Origin of the sequence: Bradyrhizobium sp. 45, from assembly GCF_023073155.1 — a bacterium.
GTDB classification, from domain to species: Bacteria; Pseudomonadota; Alphaproteobacteria; order Rhizobiales; family Xanthobacteraceae; genus Bradyrhizobium; species Bradyrhizobium canariense_D.
Genome location: NZ_JADPIX010000065.1, coordinates 1 through 15,479, shown reverse-complemented (window position 1 = coordinate 15,479; position 15,479 = coordinate 1). Strand labels below are relative to the sequence as shown.

14 protein-coding genes and 5 pseudogenes are annotated in these 15,479 nt (G+C 57.9%); 13 read left to right on the top strand and 6 right to left on the bottom strand.

What is annotated here, in order from left to right; all coding sequences use genetic code 11:
* Positions 1-151: 151 nt before the first annotated feature.
* Positions 152-348 (bottom strand): annotated as a pseudogene (gene groEL / locus IVB42_RS12430) (chaperonin GroEL); the annotation flags it as partial.
* Positions 349-356: 8 nt separating this feature from the next.
* On the opposite strand from groEL, the pseudogene IVB42_RS12425 reads away from it, so the two are divergent.
* The 12 genes and pseudogenes from IVB42_RS12425 to IVB42_RS12370 form a co-directional block, all read left to right on the top strand.
* Positions 357-616 (top strand): annotated as a pseudogene (locus tag IVB42_RS12425) (cysteine desulfurase NifS); the annotation flags it as partial.
* Positions 613-805 (top strand): annotated as a pseudogene (nifT, locus tag IVB42_RS12420) (putative nitrogen fixation protein NifT); the annotation flags it as partial. The pseudogenes IVB42_RS12425 and nifT, both read left to right, overlap by 4 nt.
* A gap of 1,204 nt (positions 806-2,009) precedes the next feature.
* Positions 2,010-2,435: pseudogene (locus IVB42_RS12415) on the top strand (nitrogenase cofactor biosynthesis protein NifB); the annotation flags it as partial.
* 92 nt (positions 2,436-2,527) lie between these two features.
* Entirely contained in the window at positions 2,528-2,770 is a 243-nt protein-coding gene (locus IVB42_RS12410) for a ferredoxin (RefSeq protein WP_247369403.1), read from the top strand.
* Positions 2,771-3,408: 638 nt separating this feature from the next.
* Positions 3,409-3,702, top strand: coding sequence for a hypothetical protein (locus IVB42_RS12405; protein WP_247369406.1), 294 nt, complete (start codon positions 3,409-3,411; stop codon positions 3,700-3,702).
* On the top strand, positions 3,699-4,013 hold the full coding sequence (locus tag IVB42_RS12400) for a nitrogen fixation protein NifZ (protein WP_247282156.1): 315 nt from the start codon (positions 3,699-3,701) through the stop codon (positions 4,011-4,013). The genes IVB42_RS12405 and IVB42_RS12400 overlap by 4 nt, the downstream gene beginning before the upstream one ends.
* On the top strand, positions 4,010-4,249 hold the full coding sequence (locus IVB42_RS12395; protein ID WP_247369408.1) for a nitrogen fixation protein NifZ: 240 nt from the start codon (positions 4,010-4,012) through the stop codon (positions 4,247-4,249). The genes IVB42_RS12400 and IVB42_RS12395 overlap by 4 nt, the downstream gene beginning before the upstream one ends.
* A 15-nt stretch (positions 4,250-4,264) precedes the next feature.
* On the top strand, positions 4,265-4,606 hold the full coding sequence (locus IVB42_RS12390; RefSeq protein WP_247367642.1) for a DUF3024 domain-containing protein: 342 nt from the start codon (positions 4,265-4,267) through the stop codon (positions 4,604-4,606).
* Between the two features lie 31 nt (positions 4,607-4,637).
* On the top strand, positions 4,638-4,907 hold the full coding sequence (locus tag IVB42_RS12385) for a hypothetical protein (RefSeq protein ID WP_247282153.1): 270 nt from the start codon (positions 4,638-4,640) through the stop codon (positions 4,905-4,907).
* 562 nt (positions 4,908-5,469) lie between these two features.
* The gene (locus IVB42_RS12380) at positions 5,470-5,676 is read left to right on the top strand and encodes a hypothetical protein (protein ID WP_018459463.1); all 207 of its coding nucleotides are present in this window, start codon (positions 5,470-5,472) and stop codon (positions 5,674-5,676) included.
* Positions 5,677-7,291: 1,615 nt separating this feature from the next.
* A complete protein-coding gene (locus IVB42_RS12375) occupies positions 7,292-7,897 on the top strand; it encodes a hypothetical protein (protein WP_247470289.1) in 606 nt (201 codons plus the stop codon).
* 479 nt (positions 7,898-8,376) lie between these two features.
* Positions 8,377-8,853: an Lrp/AsnC family transcriptional regulator gene (locus IVB42_RS12370; RefSeq protein WP_247338325.1), complete on the top strand. Its 477-nt coding sequence runs from the start codon at positions 8,377-8,379 to the stop codon at positions 8,851-8,853.
* Between the two features lie 679 nt (positions 8,854-9,532).
* Here the strand turns inward: IVB42_RS12370 and trpD are convergent.
* The 4 genes and pseudogenes from trpD to IVB42_RS12350 all read right to left on the bottom strand — a co-directional run bounded on the left by trpD (position 9,533) and on the right by IVB42_RS12350 (position 12,689).
* Positions 9,533-10,546 (bottom strand): anthranilate phosphoribosyltransferase, encoded by a 1,014-nt coding sequence (gene trpD, locus IVB42_RS12365; protein WP_247470287.1) that lies wholly within the window; start codon positions 10,544-10,546, stop codon positions 9,533-9,535.
* A 567-nt stretch (positions 10,547-11,113) separates the two neighbouring features.
* The gene (locus IVB42_RS12360; RefSeq protein ID WP_247470286.1) at positions 11,114-11,299 is read right to left on the bottom strand and encodes a hypothetical protein; all 186 of its coding nucleotides are present in this window, start codon (positions 11,297-11,299) and stop codon (positions 11,114-11,116) included.
* A gap of 573 nt (positions 11,300-11,872) precedes the next feature.
* Positions 11,873-12,136, bottom strand: a pseudogene (locus IVB42_RS12355) (carbonic anhydrase); the annotation flags it as partial.
* A 154-nt stretch (positions 12,137-12,290) separates the two neighbouring features.
* Positions 12,291-12,689 (bottom strand): VirK family protein, encoded by a 399-nt coding sequence (locus IVB42_RS12350; RefSeq protein WP_247470284.1) that lies wholly within the window; start codon positions 12,687-12,689, stop codon positions 12,291-12,293.
* 1,800 nt (positions 12,690-14,489) lie between these two features.
* On the opposite strand from IVB42_RS12350, the gene IVB42_RS12345 reads away from it, so the two are divergent.
* Complete coding sequence (locus IVB42_RS12345) at positions 14,490-14,834, top strand: prolyl oligopeptidase family serine peptidase (RefSeq protein ID WP_247470283.1); 345 nt, start codon at positions 14,490-14,492, stop codon at positions 14,832-14,834.
* Between the two features lie 248 nt (positions 14,835-15,082).
* On the opposite strand, the gene IVB42_RS12340 is transcribed toward IVB42_RS12345, so the two are convergent.
* Positions 15,083-15,479 (bottom strand): TCP-1/cpn60 chaperonin family protein (locus IVB42_RS12340; RefSeq protein ID WP_276576645.1); only part of this gene is annotated, 397 nt, incomplete at its 5' end.

Genomic DNA, 15,479 nt, shown 5'->3' with positions numbered 1-15,479 from the left:
CGCGACGTCTCGGGCATCAAAGAACAACGGCAACTGTGGTGAAGTTCATAGTCTTGGAATCAGCTAGTAGTTCATTTTAAAGTGTCAGCGTGCTTCCTCGTGCTACTTCTTTGCTCCTTGCGGAGTCGCCAAGTGCTGGACGCAACGACCACTGCACTTTTGCGCGCTGTTCGTCCGAGGTGGTCTCCTCGGTCTGAGCCTTGATCTGGGCCACGCGCCCCAATGTCGGCCTTCTTGCCGGCGCCATTGACGATGGTGGTGTTCTCCTTGCCGATCATCACCCTTCTTGGTGCGACCGAGCATGTTGAGCGTGACGTTCTTCAGTTTAACGCCGAGATCTTCCGAGATCGCTTGGCGAAAGAGACGCAATTCTCCACCATCTAAATCGTGCGGGCATTGCCGCTTCGCTCGGATCAGCCTGCGGATCCTGCTCAATCGCGCCATCGCATGTCCTGCACGGCGCGCTGCGCTTGTCCCTGCCGCGTGAGACAACCCTCCAGAGGTCGACCAGGTCGTCTCCGTATTGTCAAACATTGTGGCTCACCTGCGCGCCAACTCGCGGGAGCATGCTAAACCACACAAGTATGCATCGCGATCGAGAAAATTGGCCTCATGAAACTCTTGAGTCGCCGCTCTCTTGATGCGGGCCTTTCGCAAGAAAGATCTCGAAGAGCCGATCGCGGAATCCGAGTATGAAACGCTCCGGGGCGGTTGGATCAGAATGGCCATTAGCTGGATGCTCGATCTGCCTGAGATGGCGAGCGACACGCCGCTCCCGATCACAATGAATGCCAAAACGCGCGGGAAGACAGGGGGACCGATGAACGCGCTCCCGCGAATTGAAATTTGTCAACGCAGTCGACGCGAAGGCGATTCCTACTGATCTTGGGGTGAGGATGAGAGCTCAGCATTGTTCCGTATCTCGGACCTGACCTCGCCGAGTTGATCGGACCAGATATGCCAATGACACAGGAGGCCTTCTGCCTTCTCCAGCAAAGTTGCACTATCGCGCGAGGCCAAAGGCAACGTCTCGGATGTCGAGAGCGACACACATCGCTCCACCGTGACGGCATTGACGGTCCAGGCGTTCGTGCGCGGGTGGAGCCGACACCACTGCATCATCATCTAGCATCCTTACCACGGCCTGTGATAGTCGACTCTTGGTACGACGGCGCGATGCGGACGGCTCTCCGGTACACGCGACGGATGGCGTGAGGTGAAGGTATCGCGCGCTCCGGCATCCACGTCGATTGCTGGTATCCAATTTACGATCCGGCAGGCCAAGAGGTTGATCATGCCTCGGCGGCCCCATTGGCCTACTGTGCTGCGCAACACGCACGGCAGCGTGCTGCCGGTCAAGAGCTTTCGAATTACTGACGCTGGATTATGTTGAGGTTCTGACTGAAATCGGCATCCAGACACCAGTTCCCGACCTCATCAAGGAAAGGCGGAACGGATGCAGCTTCCTCCCTCTTCTTCGGCTGTCTCTTCACTGATCTGCTTTTGCTATTTATGCCCGGCAGATCACCAAACGCTCGGCTGACGTCCATCACGCGATCGTCGATCCGCAAGCACTCTCACGCAACAAACTCTGCTTTCTGGTCGAGCAACACCTGACACTGGTCGCGATATGGCCCGCACGCGATAGAGATGTTGAGCGCCAAGTAGCGGCGCAAAGTGGTCTTCTCGCCGCGGTCCGCTAGTAGGAAGAGGTCGCATCGCAAGCGACCGGTGCGTGTTGGGAGATCTCACGCGAGCTCAATGAGAACCCAACGGCCATCTCCGTCACAATTGCGACGCCTGTCGCATTTCCGACGTGTGAACTGTCGCTGACGCGTGCACAACTGTGCGGACCAAGTCTAGCTAACTCGTTCATACGGCGGGAATGCCATCGGCATCCGAGATGGCACGCGAGTTGCTAACTCTCGTTCTGTGGCCGCTCAGGCTGATCGCCATGGGCACACTTGGTAGAGAATTGAATATGGACGCTGTTGCCGGACGCGGAAAACATGTCAAAGATGCTGAGGATAGCGGCGGGATGCGCCGATTATAAGGGTTCCCGGAGCTCTTCGAAGAATGGCAAAGGGAGCTATGGGTCACAGGCTGTCCCAGGCGATCTGCCGGCCGAAATCTGGGACAAAGTTAGGGCGCATCCCTGCTATAGCGAAGAAGCTCATCATCATGACGCTCGCATCCATGTCGCGGTCGCGCCGGCGTGCAATTTTCAATGCAACTACTGCAATCGTAAGTACGACTGCGCCAAAGAATCGCGTCCCGGTGTTGGTCGTGACAAGTTCACTCCTGAGCAGGCGGCGGGAAAGCTGCTCGCGGTAGCCACCAGAATTCCGCAGCTGACTGTGCTCGGTATCGTCGGCCCCGGCGATGCTTTGGCCAATCCGAAAACGACTTATCATGCCATAGATCTCCGTGCCCGAGTACGGCACAGCATTCGGGCTCAAAGGACAAGCGCGGCGACGCCGCGATCCCGCAAGAACCGCTGATCTCGGTCGCGTAAGAGGTCGTATCTATGCCATTCAAGATCGTCGCCTCGCAGTGGACGCGTTCCTCGGATTGTGAACCCTCATACCCGAACGTTGCAACGTCGGAGAAGGCTGGAAGCTTCGCAATTGAATCCCAGAAATGCACCGAACGCATCGTCTACTTTGACGAGCCGCAGTGTGTCGCTGTCTGTCCAGTTGAAAACACCAACGTCATGGATACATCAGTGTCGCGTTTACCACGCGCCTGCCTCAAAGGGGGGTGCTCGTGAACTTCATGCCGAGCTCCGTCACTCCAAAGTCGCGAGTATCGCCGTGTGCATTGATGGCGCCGCAGCCGTCGACTTGCAATCTCCTGTCATGGCCACGGATTACTCGGGATCGATCGCCAACATCGGTGCGTACGCGGCGCCCCGGACCCCGCAAGAAAGTAACGAAGCGCAACAGTCCAAAGTTGCGTCTCGATGTCGAGTGCCCACTAAGCAGCGCTGTCATCGATTTGAGCCACGCCGCTGTGCAGATGGGCCTGTTCTTCGCCGAGCCAGGTGCCTCGCGTTGCAATGTCGAAGGGGCCACCTGTCAGAGGAGCAAAGCTGCCCATGAACCTGGACCCAGTCATTCCACTATCAGGCAGCAAGGGAGCGTTGGTCGCACACACGCGGCTCGACGAAAGTCTGCTACCCGAAGCCGAGGATCAGCAACGGCAGACCGGGATCTTCTATCGTCTGGACGGAGTGGCCGAAAACATCTGCTCGAAGCAGAGGCGTTGGCCTCTGCCCCGATCGAGCTCTACCGCTTCCACTTCTACAGACTCGCTGGGCTAAGACGTCGGAGGTGGCAAAGCTCTGCATTTTATAGCGTCTGTCGGGTCGGAACGCAGCGCATCGCGCCGCGCCGGCTTGGCTGGGTGATGAATGATGAGGCGATAGAGTTTCGCCGCATGGTGGCACGACGTATGGGGCTGCTTGCCACGGTGAACGATCCCGATACCTCCGTGCACCTCGAGTACGCGCAGCGACCTTCACCTCATTTGGTAACCGCTCTGAACCGCGAAGCTGAACGGCGTGCCCGCTACGAAGTGGCGAGTCGCATCGCGGATGACGAGTCGGCATATCCCATCGCAGACAAGGACAATATGCTGCGGAAAAGCACCTCTGCTCGCGTCTCCGTGCGCCCTGCAGGTTCGCCAGGGGGCGGTGCATGAACATGATCGTTTCCGACAGTGATGTGGTCCAGCTAAGCGGGCGGCCCGCGTTCAGCTTTGGCGAAAAGGTGAGGGCCAGCAGTACCATCCGCAATGACGGCACCCTTTGCGGCAAGGAGATCGGCGACATTCTGGCCAAGAAGGGCGACCTGGGTTACGTCGTTTCCATCGGTACGTTCCTGCAGAAATTCTATATCTGCGGTGTCGAACTTCTTGAAAGTGGCTACCGCGTCGGCGTGAGGCGCAAAGAGGTCGGACCGGTCGACGAGGGCGTAGATGATCTGCCATTGCCGGAAGTGGCTGTGTCATGACAGAGCCGCGCATTCCAAAATATCGATCGGGCCAGCGCGTGAAAACGGCAGCCAATCTCATCAATGACGAGTCAGTTGCCACCGCGCCGCCTGATGGGATCCTGGTCGGCGCCGGTGCCATCGGCGAGATCGTCCGGGTCGCGATGCATACCGAAACAAGCGTGCCGATTTATCTTGTAGATTTTGGTGAGCGGCTGGTCGTTGGTTGTCTTGAAGAAGAGATCACAGTCCTTTGAGGGGATGTTCTCGCAATGAGAGTGTCGAGAGAGGTACCGGTCGGGCTGATCCCGCATCCGAACGAGCTAGATCGCAAGCGGATCGAACGTGCTTTGATCTCCCGCAAGCACTCGCCGAGTGTGACGCCGGTAAAGGCTGGCTATCTCATTGAGAGTCCCTGCTGCTCGCGCAATATTGTCAACGATGGCGGTCAGATCGATGTCGCGCTGTTTCATTACGATGCCGTGAGCGGGATCTGGAAACTGTTCTTCAAGAATCATGCGCGAGGAAGCTGGAAATTCTACAGCATTTTCCACCGGCTTGCGTCGGCGATCGACGAATTGAACACGGATCCCGAGCGGCTGTTCTGGCAGTGATGCTCATTGGCAACAATCATAAGGAGTCACAATGGCGCTCGCCACAGAACAATTGATCGAAATCGAACGCCTGCTTGAGACAGCTAACACAGACACTAGCGCCGTTGCTGACCTAAGGCGCTGCTTTCCGCAGCTCACCTTGGTTCGATGTGATGCGTCGGATGTGGCGCAGCAGCCATTCCGGCGTCTTCCGCAGTTTGACCTGCATCTAATCGATGGATCTGACCACTGCATGCAGATTACGGCCGACCAGGCGCGAGCGACTGGATTGGTGCTGGCTAGAAGGCATGTTGGGCGGTGATCGGCACTGGACCCGCAGAGAATCGCCCCGATGACGCGCAGGCGGTGAATGCAATTCCGCTCTCGCATCCTGATATCGTTGTTGCCGACTCTCGGCTGTCGAAGCGCTATTGTGTTCGCAGCGAATTTTCAGTCGGTCGACGACTGAGATGCTCGAACGAGCTTTCGCGATCTATGTTGGCCGCAAGCATAGCGTTGCGGTTCCAAACGCACGATTGGGCTCCTGCCTGGCCTGAAGGCGCTCGGTATCGAGCGAGAGGAAGAGGTAATCGCCTCTTCCTATTCGTTTCTCAGACCGTGCATGCCGTCGATCTGGCGGACACACGGGGAAGTTTGCCGACACCGAATGTTGGTCCGAAACGTGCCTCAAGACAATGCCGAAGAACGCATGAGGCCTAACACAGGGGCGATTATCGCCGCCAACCCGAACGGGCCACCCGGCACCAATGCAGGTGCGAAGTTTAAGTCGCTGCGCGAGGTCGACCCCAAAGCGGGCCGAAACTGAACACGCCACAATCGAGCAGCCCACCGGTCTCTAAACCTGGCAAAAAAACGGGAACGATATGAATCCGCAGATCATCATTCACGTCCGCTTCGCCCCGAATGGCAGGGTGATCCAGATCAGCGAGCGCCCGGCGAGGCTCACGCCCGACCAATGGTTTGATGTTCTCAAGACCCGAGCCGGCTCTGCCTATCGCCCACTGTCCCGTGGTCGTGGCGTTTTTCGAGTGACCCGGGCCGCAGTTGATACCTTCAAGCAGAAACTGTGACGCCGGCATGAGCGAAGAGATCATCGATATCGTGGCTAGCCACGATATTGGGGTGTTCGCAGGCTGTCCAGCCGATGCGATCAAGCGGGTGGCGCCAGGGCGTGCAGTCTGTCGCAGATCGAAGACATCGGCGAGGGCCTGCCGGTTACAATTCTTGTGATTCTTTCGGCAATGACTATTTCGATAATACCAATTGTTGCTGGCACGACGGTGTTCGGCTTAGCATCGGTTACTGCGGGTTGTTCTCCCCGGATCGGTCATGATTCAGATACAACGGAACGGTGCGACCTTGGAGGTCGACAGTGGGTTTTGCATCGGGGTCCCGTAATGGACACGCGCTTAGATCGGTTGCACTCCACGCTGTAGTCGACAGTTGGGTCCGAGTGTCGGGGGCGTACAGTCGCGATGCGTCGGCTTTGCGAAACACCCACGTGCCGGCGGTCTCGTTCCTCCGATAACCGATCGACAGGCCTCGTCCGATTGAAACCAAGAGGGGCGTTTCGCGCACCGGCTTGTCCAGCCACGCACTGCGGCTTTTGAGCGCTTGTCCCTGATGCGCCTGACCATCGGCGATGCCTCAGCTTCATTCTGAAAGTGTCCAGCCGGAGTCCAGTGGACAAGGATGTATACGGGACTGACACTGGGGGGCGCCAGCGCACTCGAATCGTTGAGACGACCGGCAATTTGGAGATCTCTATAACAGGGCGTCGTGTCCTTCTCTCAGTTGCACAAGAAAAAGCTTCACTCACAAGCAGGCGTTGGCCGCGGGAGGAGCCTATGGGATTGAGACAAAAGCTCGCTAGCGTTTTCCTTCCTGCGGAGCCTTTAGCGCCGTCTGCTTCTCGAAAGCTGTATAAGCGGAAGACACCGCCCAGCATATGTTAGGTGAATCATTCCGTTCACGTCGCGATACGCGAGAAACGACAAGTCTGAGTTGGCAGCTGAATTAGACGGGGTTGTCTCTTACAGAGATATTTTCCCAAAATTACCCAGATCCTGATTTCGGGGCCAGCGACCAATGCGACCTCATGTGGAATAATCACCATCGGGTCAGGGCCCCGCCTCATAAGGTCGAAGCAGGACAGTTCCAGTCATCTCCATGCTGAGCGAAAAACGCCGGGTATCCACGGATGACCGCTAGGACAAAGTTCTATCGCTCCGATCTCATCGGCAAAGGCTGCCGCAGAGCCGGAATGATCTCGTGGGATTGCTCACGCCCTTCATCGGAAGAGAAAAGTGAAGCGGGTTATGGCATGAGCTACACCGACGCAGCCTTTAGTTTTTGGTGGACCCTCTGGAAGAATAACTACGAAGTCTTCGCAGCAGATGGCTGGACGTCCGATGATCCCTTCGGCCTTTGGGTTGCAGACGGCGAACACAGGGAGGACCATTCTCGGTTCCTATTGTCAGTTCGAGGCCTCCAATGTTCTTGATGACCTGAGCGAGCCCAGAGACATCTGCCCGTCAAGAACATCTGCTTGTTGGAAGCCTGCTCATGCCAAATGCAAGGAAATACGCCTGTAGCCGCCTCTTCCCAGTCGCATCGGCGTTCACGGAAACCAGAGTTCTTGCCATTGAGGGGGAGCGCCGCGATGCATGATCGACGAGCGCGTCGATGGATCTGCATTCTGGCTCATCGTTCCGAGCAGTTCCTGTTAACCGAGCAGGAGTGCGATTGTTGGTTGATTTGTGCCTGGCTCATGTGGGTAGTCGCAAGGCGGTCATGATCACATGCAAACATTTCAGGACGCAATTTGCAATCGAGCGCGCCCGCTATGCGGCCGCGCGTGGCGCAAGCCTTCTGATGCTGATGCCGCCCTACCACGGCGTGAGCCTCAACGCGGACGCGCCCTCGATGCTCGATCATTTCGGCCGTATCGCAGATGCGGCCAAGATTTCGATCCTGGTCCTGAATGCGCTGCTCAGTGGCGTGACATTAACAATGTCGTTTCTGGTGCGCCTTGCCCGGGAGATGCCGCGCTTTAGCTATTTCAATGTCGAGGTGCCGTTTGCCGCGGCGAAGCCGCGGACGTTGACTGACGCCAAAGGAGAGGCAATCCTCGGCCCCTTCGACGGAGAGGAAGCCATTACAATGATGCCAGATCTCGATGCTGGTGCGAGCGCGACGATGCCGGGCGCGCTGCTTCCTGATCTATTGCGTCCAGTGATCGGTCATCACACTAGGGGACGCAGGCGGGAAGCCGCGCTGCCTGTCAATTGATTTCGAGAACTGCCAGTGTGGCCTGCGGGCCGCCACGGGCGCGACGTGACATAGCTGAAGGAAATTCACTCGCCACTAGCTCGCCCGCGAGGTCAATCCGATGGCGCTCCATTGGTGACGGTAACCCGCCCACATGTCCGCTCCCGAAAGAACTACGTTCAATCAGCTGCCAGGCGTCAAAAGAGGTGCGGTACCGACAAATTCACCTCCACAAACAGCGCGTGAGGTAAAGAGCTTTAGCGGCTTATTGGAATTAGGGGAGGCGACGCAAGCCGACCGGGCGCGCACAAGACCGGAACCGGTGGTTGGCTGTCCCCAATAAGGTTTGAGCCTTCAACTCGTCAGTGCGCGCATTGTCGTCTGAAGACGTACATTCGTAGAGGTGCTAGGGAGGAGATTTAGAGATGACCGGGACGCTCAATGGGACTACTTCGCATGCTTGGAGGAGGCGGTCGCGCTCGAGAGTCCGCAATGCAGCCATGGAAATCGACAAAATCGATGCTCGTATTCTTGATCTCGTTCAACGCAACAATCGCCTAAGCAGTGAAGAACTCGGCGCAAAAGTTGCCCTATCTGCATCTGGAGTTCAGCGCCGACTAAAGCGCCTACGAAAAGAAGGCGTGATAGAATCAGACGTCTCAATCATTTCGCCAAGGGCGATCGGCCGAAACGTGACTATGCTGGTCCTCATTTTCTTTGAGCGCGATCGCGCCGACATCATTGATCGTTTTAAGCGGGGGATCCGCACTATGACGGAGGTGATGAGCGGATTTTACATCACGGGCCAAGCTGATTTCATCTTGTTGGTGACTGCAAATAATATGGAAGAGTACGAGCATTTCACCCGACGCTTGATAAATGAGAATCCAGATATAAAGCGCCTCGAGACTGTAGTTGTTCTGGACCGAGTCAAAGCCGGCTTCATTTTACCAATGGGATCGTTGGCATGCTGGTGACCCTCGCCATGACCCTTAACGCCCTGATCTTGGATGCAGCATAATGGCTTTCCGCGCTGTGAGAGCGGTAACGACCATCTCGCACTCTGGGCCCGGGTCGATGCGGTCCGATTAAGATGAGGCCGCGTTCCCGCAATTCCATCTGGCTCGGCGCATGCTCCTCAACAGCAATGTCCGAGGTTAACACTAGCGGCATGAGAGCACCTAGTGGATTCCGGAATCGTCGACAACCTGCTTTTTTTTGCAGCGAGAAGATGCCTATCGAGTGTTGTGTGCAGCGTACCCCGCAGATTTGGAGGATGGAGCTGCCTGTATCGATGACCGCCCGAAATTTCGGAATAATGTGTTCTATCTTTGCCATAAATGCGAGCGCTTCTACCGTTCGCGGGGACGTCATTGCTCATCCATTGACGCCTTGCGTGCACACAAAATTGAGAACCTAAGCTTCGGCCGCGGCCTTTGCTGATTGTGTCGGCAGGCTGCTTCGCACTGGTCTTGGCGATCTGAGGCCTTTCGCGGATCCCGCTCCGTCGGTTCGAAAAGCGGGGCTGCTGCGTCTGTGACCCGGCAACCGCGGTAAGCTCGACGTGTGACAGAGGCACATCGCGCTTTGCGCCTGCAATCTCTTCGCGCTCGTAGGCTTCGATGTTGGTGTTCAAAATGTCCCGCGTCGGCCGTGTCAAGCATTGGAGATCGCGATCAGGTGTTTCAATCGCGCAGCTGCCGCTCCGCTGTTAAGGGATTCTTGCCCAAGGGCGACGCCGTCCCTCAAGCTGGTTGCGTGGCCGGCCACGATCATTGCTGCGGCGGCGTTGAGAAGAGCAACATCGCGGTACGGACTTGGCATGCCGTCGAGCACGCTTTGCAGCGCGATTGCATTGGCATCGGCGTTGCCGCCCCTCAGCGCCTCGTTGTGGCAGCGGGCGAGGCCCGCGTCTTCCGGGGTGACTTCGAAGGTACGGATCGCATCTCTCTCTAGCGCGGCAACAAATGACGGTCCGGTGAGGGTGATCTCATCGAGTCCATCTGAGCCATGCACCACCCACACCGACTCAGCACCAAGGTTCTTTAACACCTGCGACAAGGGCTGCACCCATCGACGCGAAAACACTCCGACGATCTGCCGCTTGACTCCGGCTGGATTTGCGAGCGGTCCGACTAGATTGAAGATCGTGTGGGTCCCAAGTGCCGCTCGGATCCGGGCAACGTGGTGCATAGCTCGATGACGGATGGGCGCAAGCATGAAGCCGATGCCAGCTTCGTGCACACAACGAGCAACGCTTACAGGCGGGAGGTCGACTTTCACGCCGAGCCGGGCCAAGACGTCAGCAGCGCCCGATAGTGAGGACACGGCGCGGTTGCCATGCTTGGCCACAGGAACGCCGGCGCCGGCGACGATGAATGAGGCGCATGTCGACACGTTGACTGAGCCCAAAGCGTCACCGCCCGTACCAACGATGTCGACAGGATCGGGGGGCGCGCTGACCCGGAGCATTTTGCTCCTCATGGCCGAGGCTGCGCCGGTGACTTCTTCTACGGTTTCGCCACGTACCCGCATGCCCATTAGTAATCCCCCGATCTGGGAGGATGTCGCCTGGCCCGACATCATGATTTCAAAGGCTGCTGCGGTCTCCTCGCGGGTCAGCGTGGCACCGGTAGCAACTTTGCTAATGATCGATTTGAGCGCGTTCATTGCTCTACACGTGTTTAGCGTGCCAACTGGCCAGTCGCGCGTGCGAGCGCGACCTTAATCCGCTAGATGATCCCATCTCCATGTTGTCGCTACCCACGCTGTTCTTTGCTGATATATGATCGGACAAACGTTGCGGTTTTTGGGATCGAGCCGCACTCGACGGTTGCAGAATGACGTCCATGCCACACACGACTACTCGTCGTTGATGCTCCCAGCTGGCGCCGGCGCATAGCTCGAGATCCTGACCAAATACACTGCATGTTGCTCTTGATATGGCATTATGTCGCGCCGTCTCGATCAAAAATGGTGCTCCTCCTCTTTGAGGTAACTGACCTTCGAGCGCGTTGCACAACTTGCGCGTCTCGGCCGGCATCATCGGGGCTCGTTACCGGCAGCGCTTGTGGGCTTGGTGGATGTTTGCACTGATCCTAAGTAACTCGTTATCGATACTTGCGCGCCCATGACATCATTCTCACCCGTTTTCGTTTTCTGCGTTCAACAGCGAGGCGTCATTTGAGGGGGGCATTCGTGGGGCATGCAGCTCGGCAGCCGGTCCGGCTAGGACCGTTATGCTTCGTCGAAGGCATGCGCGGTCAGCTTGAACGTCAGTCCGCTCTGCGATCCTACAACCTGACGCTGCGTAAGAATCAAGCTATCCATGGCGTTCACCTGCAAAGGAGCAAGCGTTCTTTGCTCGAGATCAGAGCCGGCGATTGGATGGGAAGACGGTGGGTGGTTTCCATAGCCGAGCATGGCGGGACGACTTCTTCTGCAACCAGCCCATCGTGGAATCGTTGACCGCGATCGTATGATGGCTTGCATGCAAAAAAAGGCCCGGCCTCATTTTGGAAGCCGGGCGAAGTCAGTCTGGGAGGAGCGACGCTGCTACACATCGCACCGACCGTGGGCAAGGGAGAGTTGCCGCCGGCTCATTTGCGGCGAGCGTTCGCCGCAAATTCGAAATAGGATAGGATCGTTATGCCATCACCCCACACGCTAGGAGTAGGTTACATTTGTTTGTTAGAGTTCGCGATTTCATTTCAAGATTGTACAATGTGACGTTACGTGCGATTCAAGTCCTTTCAACGAAATGATCGCAGAAAGATCTCCAAGCTTTTGGCTCCCCGGAAGTAGCCAGGTCCGTGCGTAACGTACTATCCATTCTGTCCCACCGGTGGGGCCTGCCACGTCAAGGCGCTGCGCCGGCCCGCTGAGTATGATCCGTCCCTCCGATCACCAGGATCTGGTCGACTCGGCGGCAGAGACAACAACCTTTCAACGTTGTCGCTTCAAACGGCACTGCTCAGAATAGGGCTCTGATGACGGTCAGCTCACCAATTCGACTCGGCCGGTGTCGAGCCGATAAAGACCCCCGACGACTTTCAGCCTATTCTGCTCAATTGCTATATTTAGAATCGGAGCTGCCGATTTGAGCTTATTGACATTGTCGATTACATTTTGCCGGATCGCATTTGCGAGTGCATCCCCGCTTTCCTGGGAAGACGCTTTTACCGCGGGCGCAAGTGCGGCGGCGAGAGATGGAATGTGCCCAGGCAAAGGCTTGCCCTCTCTTAAAGACTCGATCGTAGCACCGTGGAGGTTCACCAACTCAGTTGCACAGATGTGTTCGCCCTAGCGCCTCTCGCTTCGCTTGATGACAGCGCGATGGGCGTTATCCAAAATGGCTCCGAGAAGGAGTTCTAAAGTGTCATTACGGCAGCCTGATCAGGATTTCGAGACAACGTCACCGCCTCCCAAACAGCCGTTCTTCAGGCGGCATGCGCTTCACTAGATTGGGAGGAGTGGAGTGAACGCGGAGCCGCGCGAACGGCCTTAGCGCCGGAATTCCCATGTGCGCACGCACGGTGAGCACGAACGAACTGGCATCCTGGTCGCTAGCGCTCCTCAGGTAATGTAGCCCGACCGAAGTTGTCATCGGCGCGTGCCCAATGGGATGCCTATCACATTGCGACGCAGCTAAGAACGGCTCAAGCCTCATTCCAATTTCTAGACGAACTGCGCGCCGTCCCGCGGTGCGCGTGGTGCAGCGGTTTAGGTCCAGTATGACCTTCGGAGTATTGCCGGTCTGCAAGGCACTGAGCACCTCAGCGTACTTCGGTGAGGGCTCTTCGGCCTTGACCATCGTGCTGACGCTAACGGCCAACAGTAAGGACACTAGGAGTGGCGGGCGTCTGCAGGAGTGGCGGGCGTCTGCCATTGCACAGCATATTCTCTTCTTCCTCCACGGAGCAGGCGCGAAGAAGTCAAGTTGCTCGATGGCATGCAAGCATGTGCCCTAACCGTTCTCAAGTGCTTCGAAGGGAATCTAACGTCACAAACTCGTATGTAAGACTGTGCACGGTTGGCGGTCCGCCGGATTAATTCAGGTGCCGAACACCTGCCTTCGGCGGTAGCCGGCGCAAACGAAAGTCGTTTCGTGCGCCAACGCAGCGGTGCCAAGATCAAGCGCGTGTCGAAAGGCGAATCGCGCCATGCTCGAGACCTTTGATTATGCACGCTTGTTGACCTTGGCACCCTGTCAGCGTCGGACGACCAGAGACTCGGGAAATCACGGCCGTCGTTGCCAGCCGGTAAGACCAACCTCTCCCTGGGTCGCCGCCTCGATTTCGCAGGTCGGTGAGTAGCGAACTACCATTGGTGGCGGCTCTTAATGAACAATCAAGAGACGTTGCCCTGACGGTTTTGACGAAAAGCCGAGAGCCTGTGCTTGATTCCGTGAAGCCGGTTCTTGTTCTCACGCGAGGAACCTGCGCAGGTGATTGGGTATGTGCGCCTAAGGGTGCGTTGCGCTTGCAAATAATCATGGTCGATCCCGCGGAGTGCGAGACACTTCGTGCAATGCCTGCGAATTTCGGCGGGCTCGCCACTGACCCTCCGCATGATGACGCGCCGTGCTGACATGTGCTCGCGCTCGCTGCACCAAGCCGCGGCAAATTCTCCGCGCGAGAGCCTTCCTTGAGCACGTGCCGTTACAAGCTAGGCGCGCCATAAATGCTTCTAGCGCGATTACGGACCGATCTGTGAAACGCCAGCGCAGGGCACCTCTGTTCCATCGGTGAGAAGCGTAAACCGCATCACAATACTTTCGAAGCTAACACCACATTGTCAGGTTTGAGCCAACGGGCGCGACAGGGCGACTGGAGGAGCTCCAATTTTCAGGCGGCACCCTGCTTGCTTCGTTTGGACCGGCGGGCACGGTCCCACGCATGTCCGCTGTCGAGACCGAATGTACCTCTTCTGTCTGCTTCCGGCCCAGCTCGCTCGCGCGAGCCGGGCGGCCCACCCAGTCCAGGATCACTCCCCTTGCCGCCGTGTTGCTCTCGCTGACGTGTCTGTCCTCCACGGCGGTTCTCCAGAAGTCGGCCCCTGCGGCCCGTCCTTTGGCTCCAGGAAATCGAAGAGCCGCGCGCACTGGCTTGGGCCCGCGCCGAGAATGACAAGACGCTCGGCGTGCTCCAATCAGATCCGTGCAATCGCCGCTTCTTTGAGGAGGCGCTCAGCATGCTTCAGGCCAAAGACCGGATTTGGTATGTTTCGTTGGAACGGGGGGATCGCAGCAATATCAGGACAAGAATCACATGCGCGGCATCTGGGCGCGTACCAGGCTTGACAGCTAGCGCGGCCAGGACCCGCACCTACTTTCTGGTACGTCCGAAGAACGCGAGGTTCGGAGCGGAGATCCGAACTCTTTACAATGGTTATGGCGGAGTCCTCGCCACCCTCCTGCCATCCTTTGCCGGAGCGACGGGCCGGCTCTGGCCCGAGCAGGGCAGTGCATATGTCGTCGCGAACCTGCGGGGCGGCGGCAAGTTTGGGCCGCGCTGGCACGAGGCGGCCCAGGCGGCAACGAAGCGGCGGGCATGGATGATTTCATCGCCTTTGCGGAGGACTTAATCCGTCGGAAAGTCACCTCTCCGCGCCGATGGGCGTGGTCGGCGGCAGCGACGGAGGTCTGCTGGTGGGCACCGCGATTACTCAGCGCCGGGACCGCTTCAACGCTGCGATCGTGCAGGTGGCGCTGTTCGACATGTTTCGGTTCACCAAGTTCGCGCAGGCTCCTCCTACATCGGCGAATACGGCGATCCCGCCATCCCGAGCAGCGCGGCTGGATCGAGACCAACTCACCCTGTCAGAAGCGTGTCCTGGGCAAGACCTACCCGGTCCCGTTCATTCTCACTTCCAACAAGGACGATCGCGTGCATCCGGCCCACGGCCGCAAGGCAGCCGCCAGGCTTGCGGCGCTCGGCCAGCCCCATTACTGCTATGAAAATATCGACGGCGGGCATAGCGCGGCCGCCAATCTCATGGGATACGCGCGCCGGCTGGCACCCGAATAGACCTATGCATCCAGGCGGCTTGTGGATTGAGTGCGGTTGACGAGTGAGTTCGTTAAGGTCGCCAGTGCAAATAGCGGGAGCGCATAGCGCGAGATCAGAACAACGAACTGAAAAAGCCGCGAGCAAAAAAATGACCCCCGGCATTTTTCTGCCGGGGATCGCATTTGAGAGAGTTGGATCAGAAGTCCATGCCGCCCATGCCGCCCATGCCGCCGCCCGGAGGCATCGCCGGACCGGCGCCGCCCTTCTTGGGCAGCTCGGCGACCATGGCTTCCGTGGTGATCAGCAGAGCCGCAACCGAGGCTGCGTTCTGAATCGCGGTGCGGACCACCTTGGTCGGGTCGATGATGCCCTTGCTGACCAGGTTGCCATACTCGCCCGTCTGCGAGTCGAAGCCGTAGGCGTATTGCTCCTTCTCCAGGACCTTGCCGACGATCACCGAGCCGTCTTCACCGGCGTTGATCGCGATCTGGCGGGCGGGCGCGGAGAGCGCCTTGCGCACGATCTCGACGCCGGTCTTCTGGTCGTCGTTCTTGGTGCGCAGGCCCTTGAGCTGCTCGGAGGCACGGAGCAGG

Excerpts from the sequence above, each read along its gene's own strand:
- IVB42_RS12410 (WP_247369403.1), top strand. The coding sequence starts at position 2,528 with ATGCCATTCAAGATCGTCGCCTCGCAGTGGACGCGTTCCTCGGATTGT.
- IVB42_RS12405 (WP_247369406.1), top strand. The coding sequence starts at position 3,409 with ATGAATGATGAGGCGATAGAGTTTCGCCGCATGGTGGCACGACGTATG.
- IVB42_RS12375 (WP_247470289.1), top strand. The coding sequence starts at position 7,292 with ATGGATCTGCATTCTGGCTCATCGTTCCGAGCAGTTCCTGTTAACCGA.
- IVB42_RS12345 (WP_247470283.1), top strand. The coding sequence starts at position 14,490 with ATGGGCGTGGTCGGCGGCAGCGACGGAGGTCTGCTGGTGGGCACCGCG.
- IVB42_RS12395 (WP_247369408.1), top strand. The coding sequence starts at position 4,010 with ATGACAGAGCCGCGCATTCCAAAATATCGATCGGGCCAGCGCGTGAAA.
- IVB42_RS12390 (WP_247367642.1), top strand. The coding sequence starts at position 4,265 with ATGAGAGTGTCGAGAGAGGTACCGGTCGGGCTGATCCCGCATCCGAAC.
- IVB42_RS12370 (WP_247338325.1), top strand. The coding sequence starts at position 8,377 with ATGGAAATCGACAAAATCGATGCTCGTATTCTTGATCTCGTTCAACGC.
- IVB42_RS12350 (WP_247470284.1), bottom strand. The coding sequence starts at position 12,689 with ATGGTCAAGGCCGAAGAGCCCTCACCGAAGTACGCTGAGGTGCTCAGT.
- trpD (WP_247470287.1), bottom strand. The coding sequence starts at position 10,546 with ATGAACGCGCTCAAATCGATCATTAGCAAAGTTGCTACCGGTGCCACG.
- IVB42_RS12380 (WP_018459463.1), top strand. The coding sequence starts at position 5,470 with ATGAATCCGCAGATCATCATTCACGTCCGCTTCGCCCCGAATGGCAGG.
- IVB42_RS12385 (WP_247282153.1), top strand. The coding sequence starts at position 4,638 with ATGGCGCTCGCCACAGAACAATTGATCGAAATCGAACGCCTGCTTGAG.
- IVB42_RS12360 (WP_247470286.1), bottom strand. The coding sequence starts at position 11,299 with ATGCTCGGCTATGGAAACCACCCACCGTCTTCCCATCCAATCGCCGGC.
- IVB42_RS12400 (WP_247282156.1), top strand. The coding sequence starts at position 3,699 with ATGAACATGATCGTTTCCGACAGTGATGTGGTCCAGCTAAGCGGGCGG.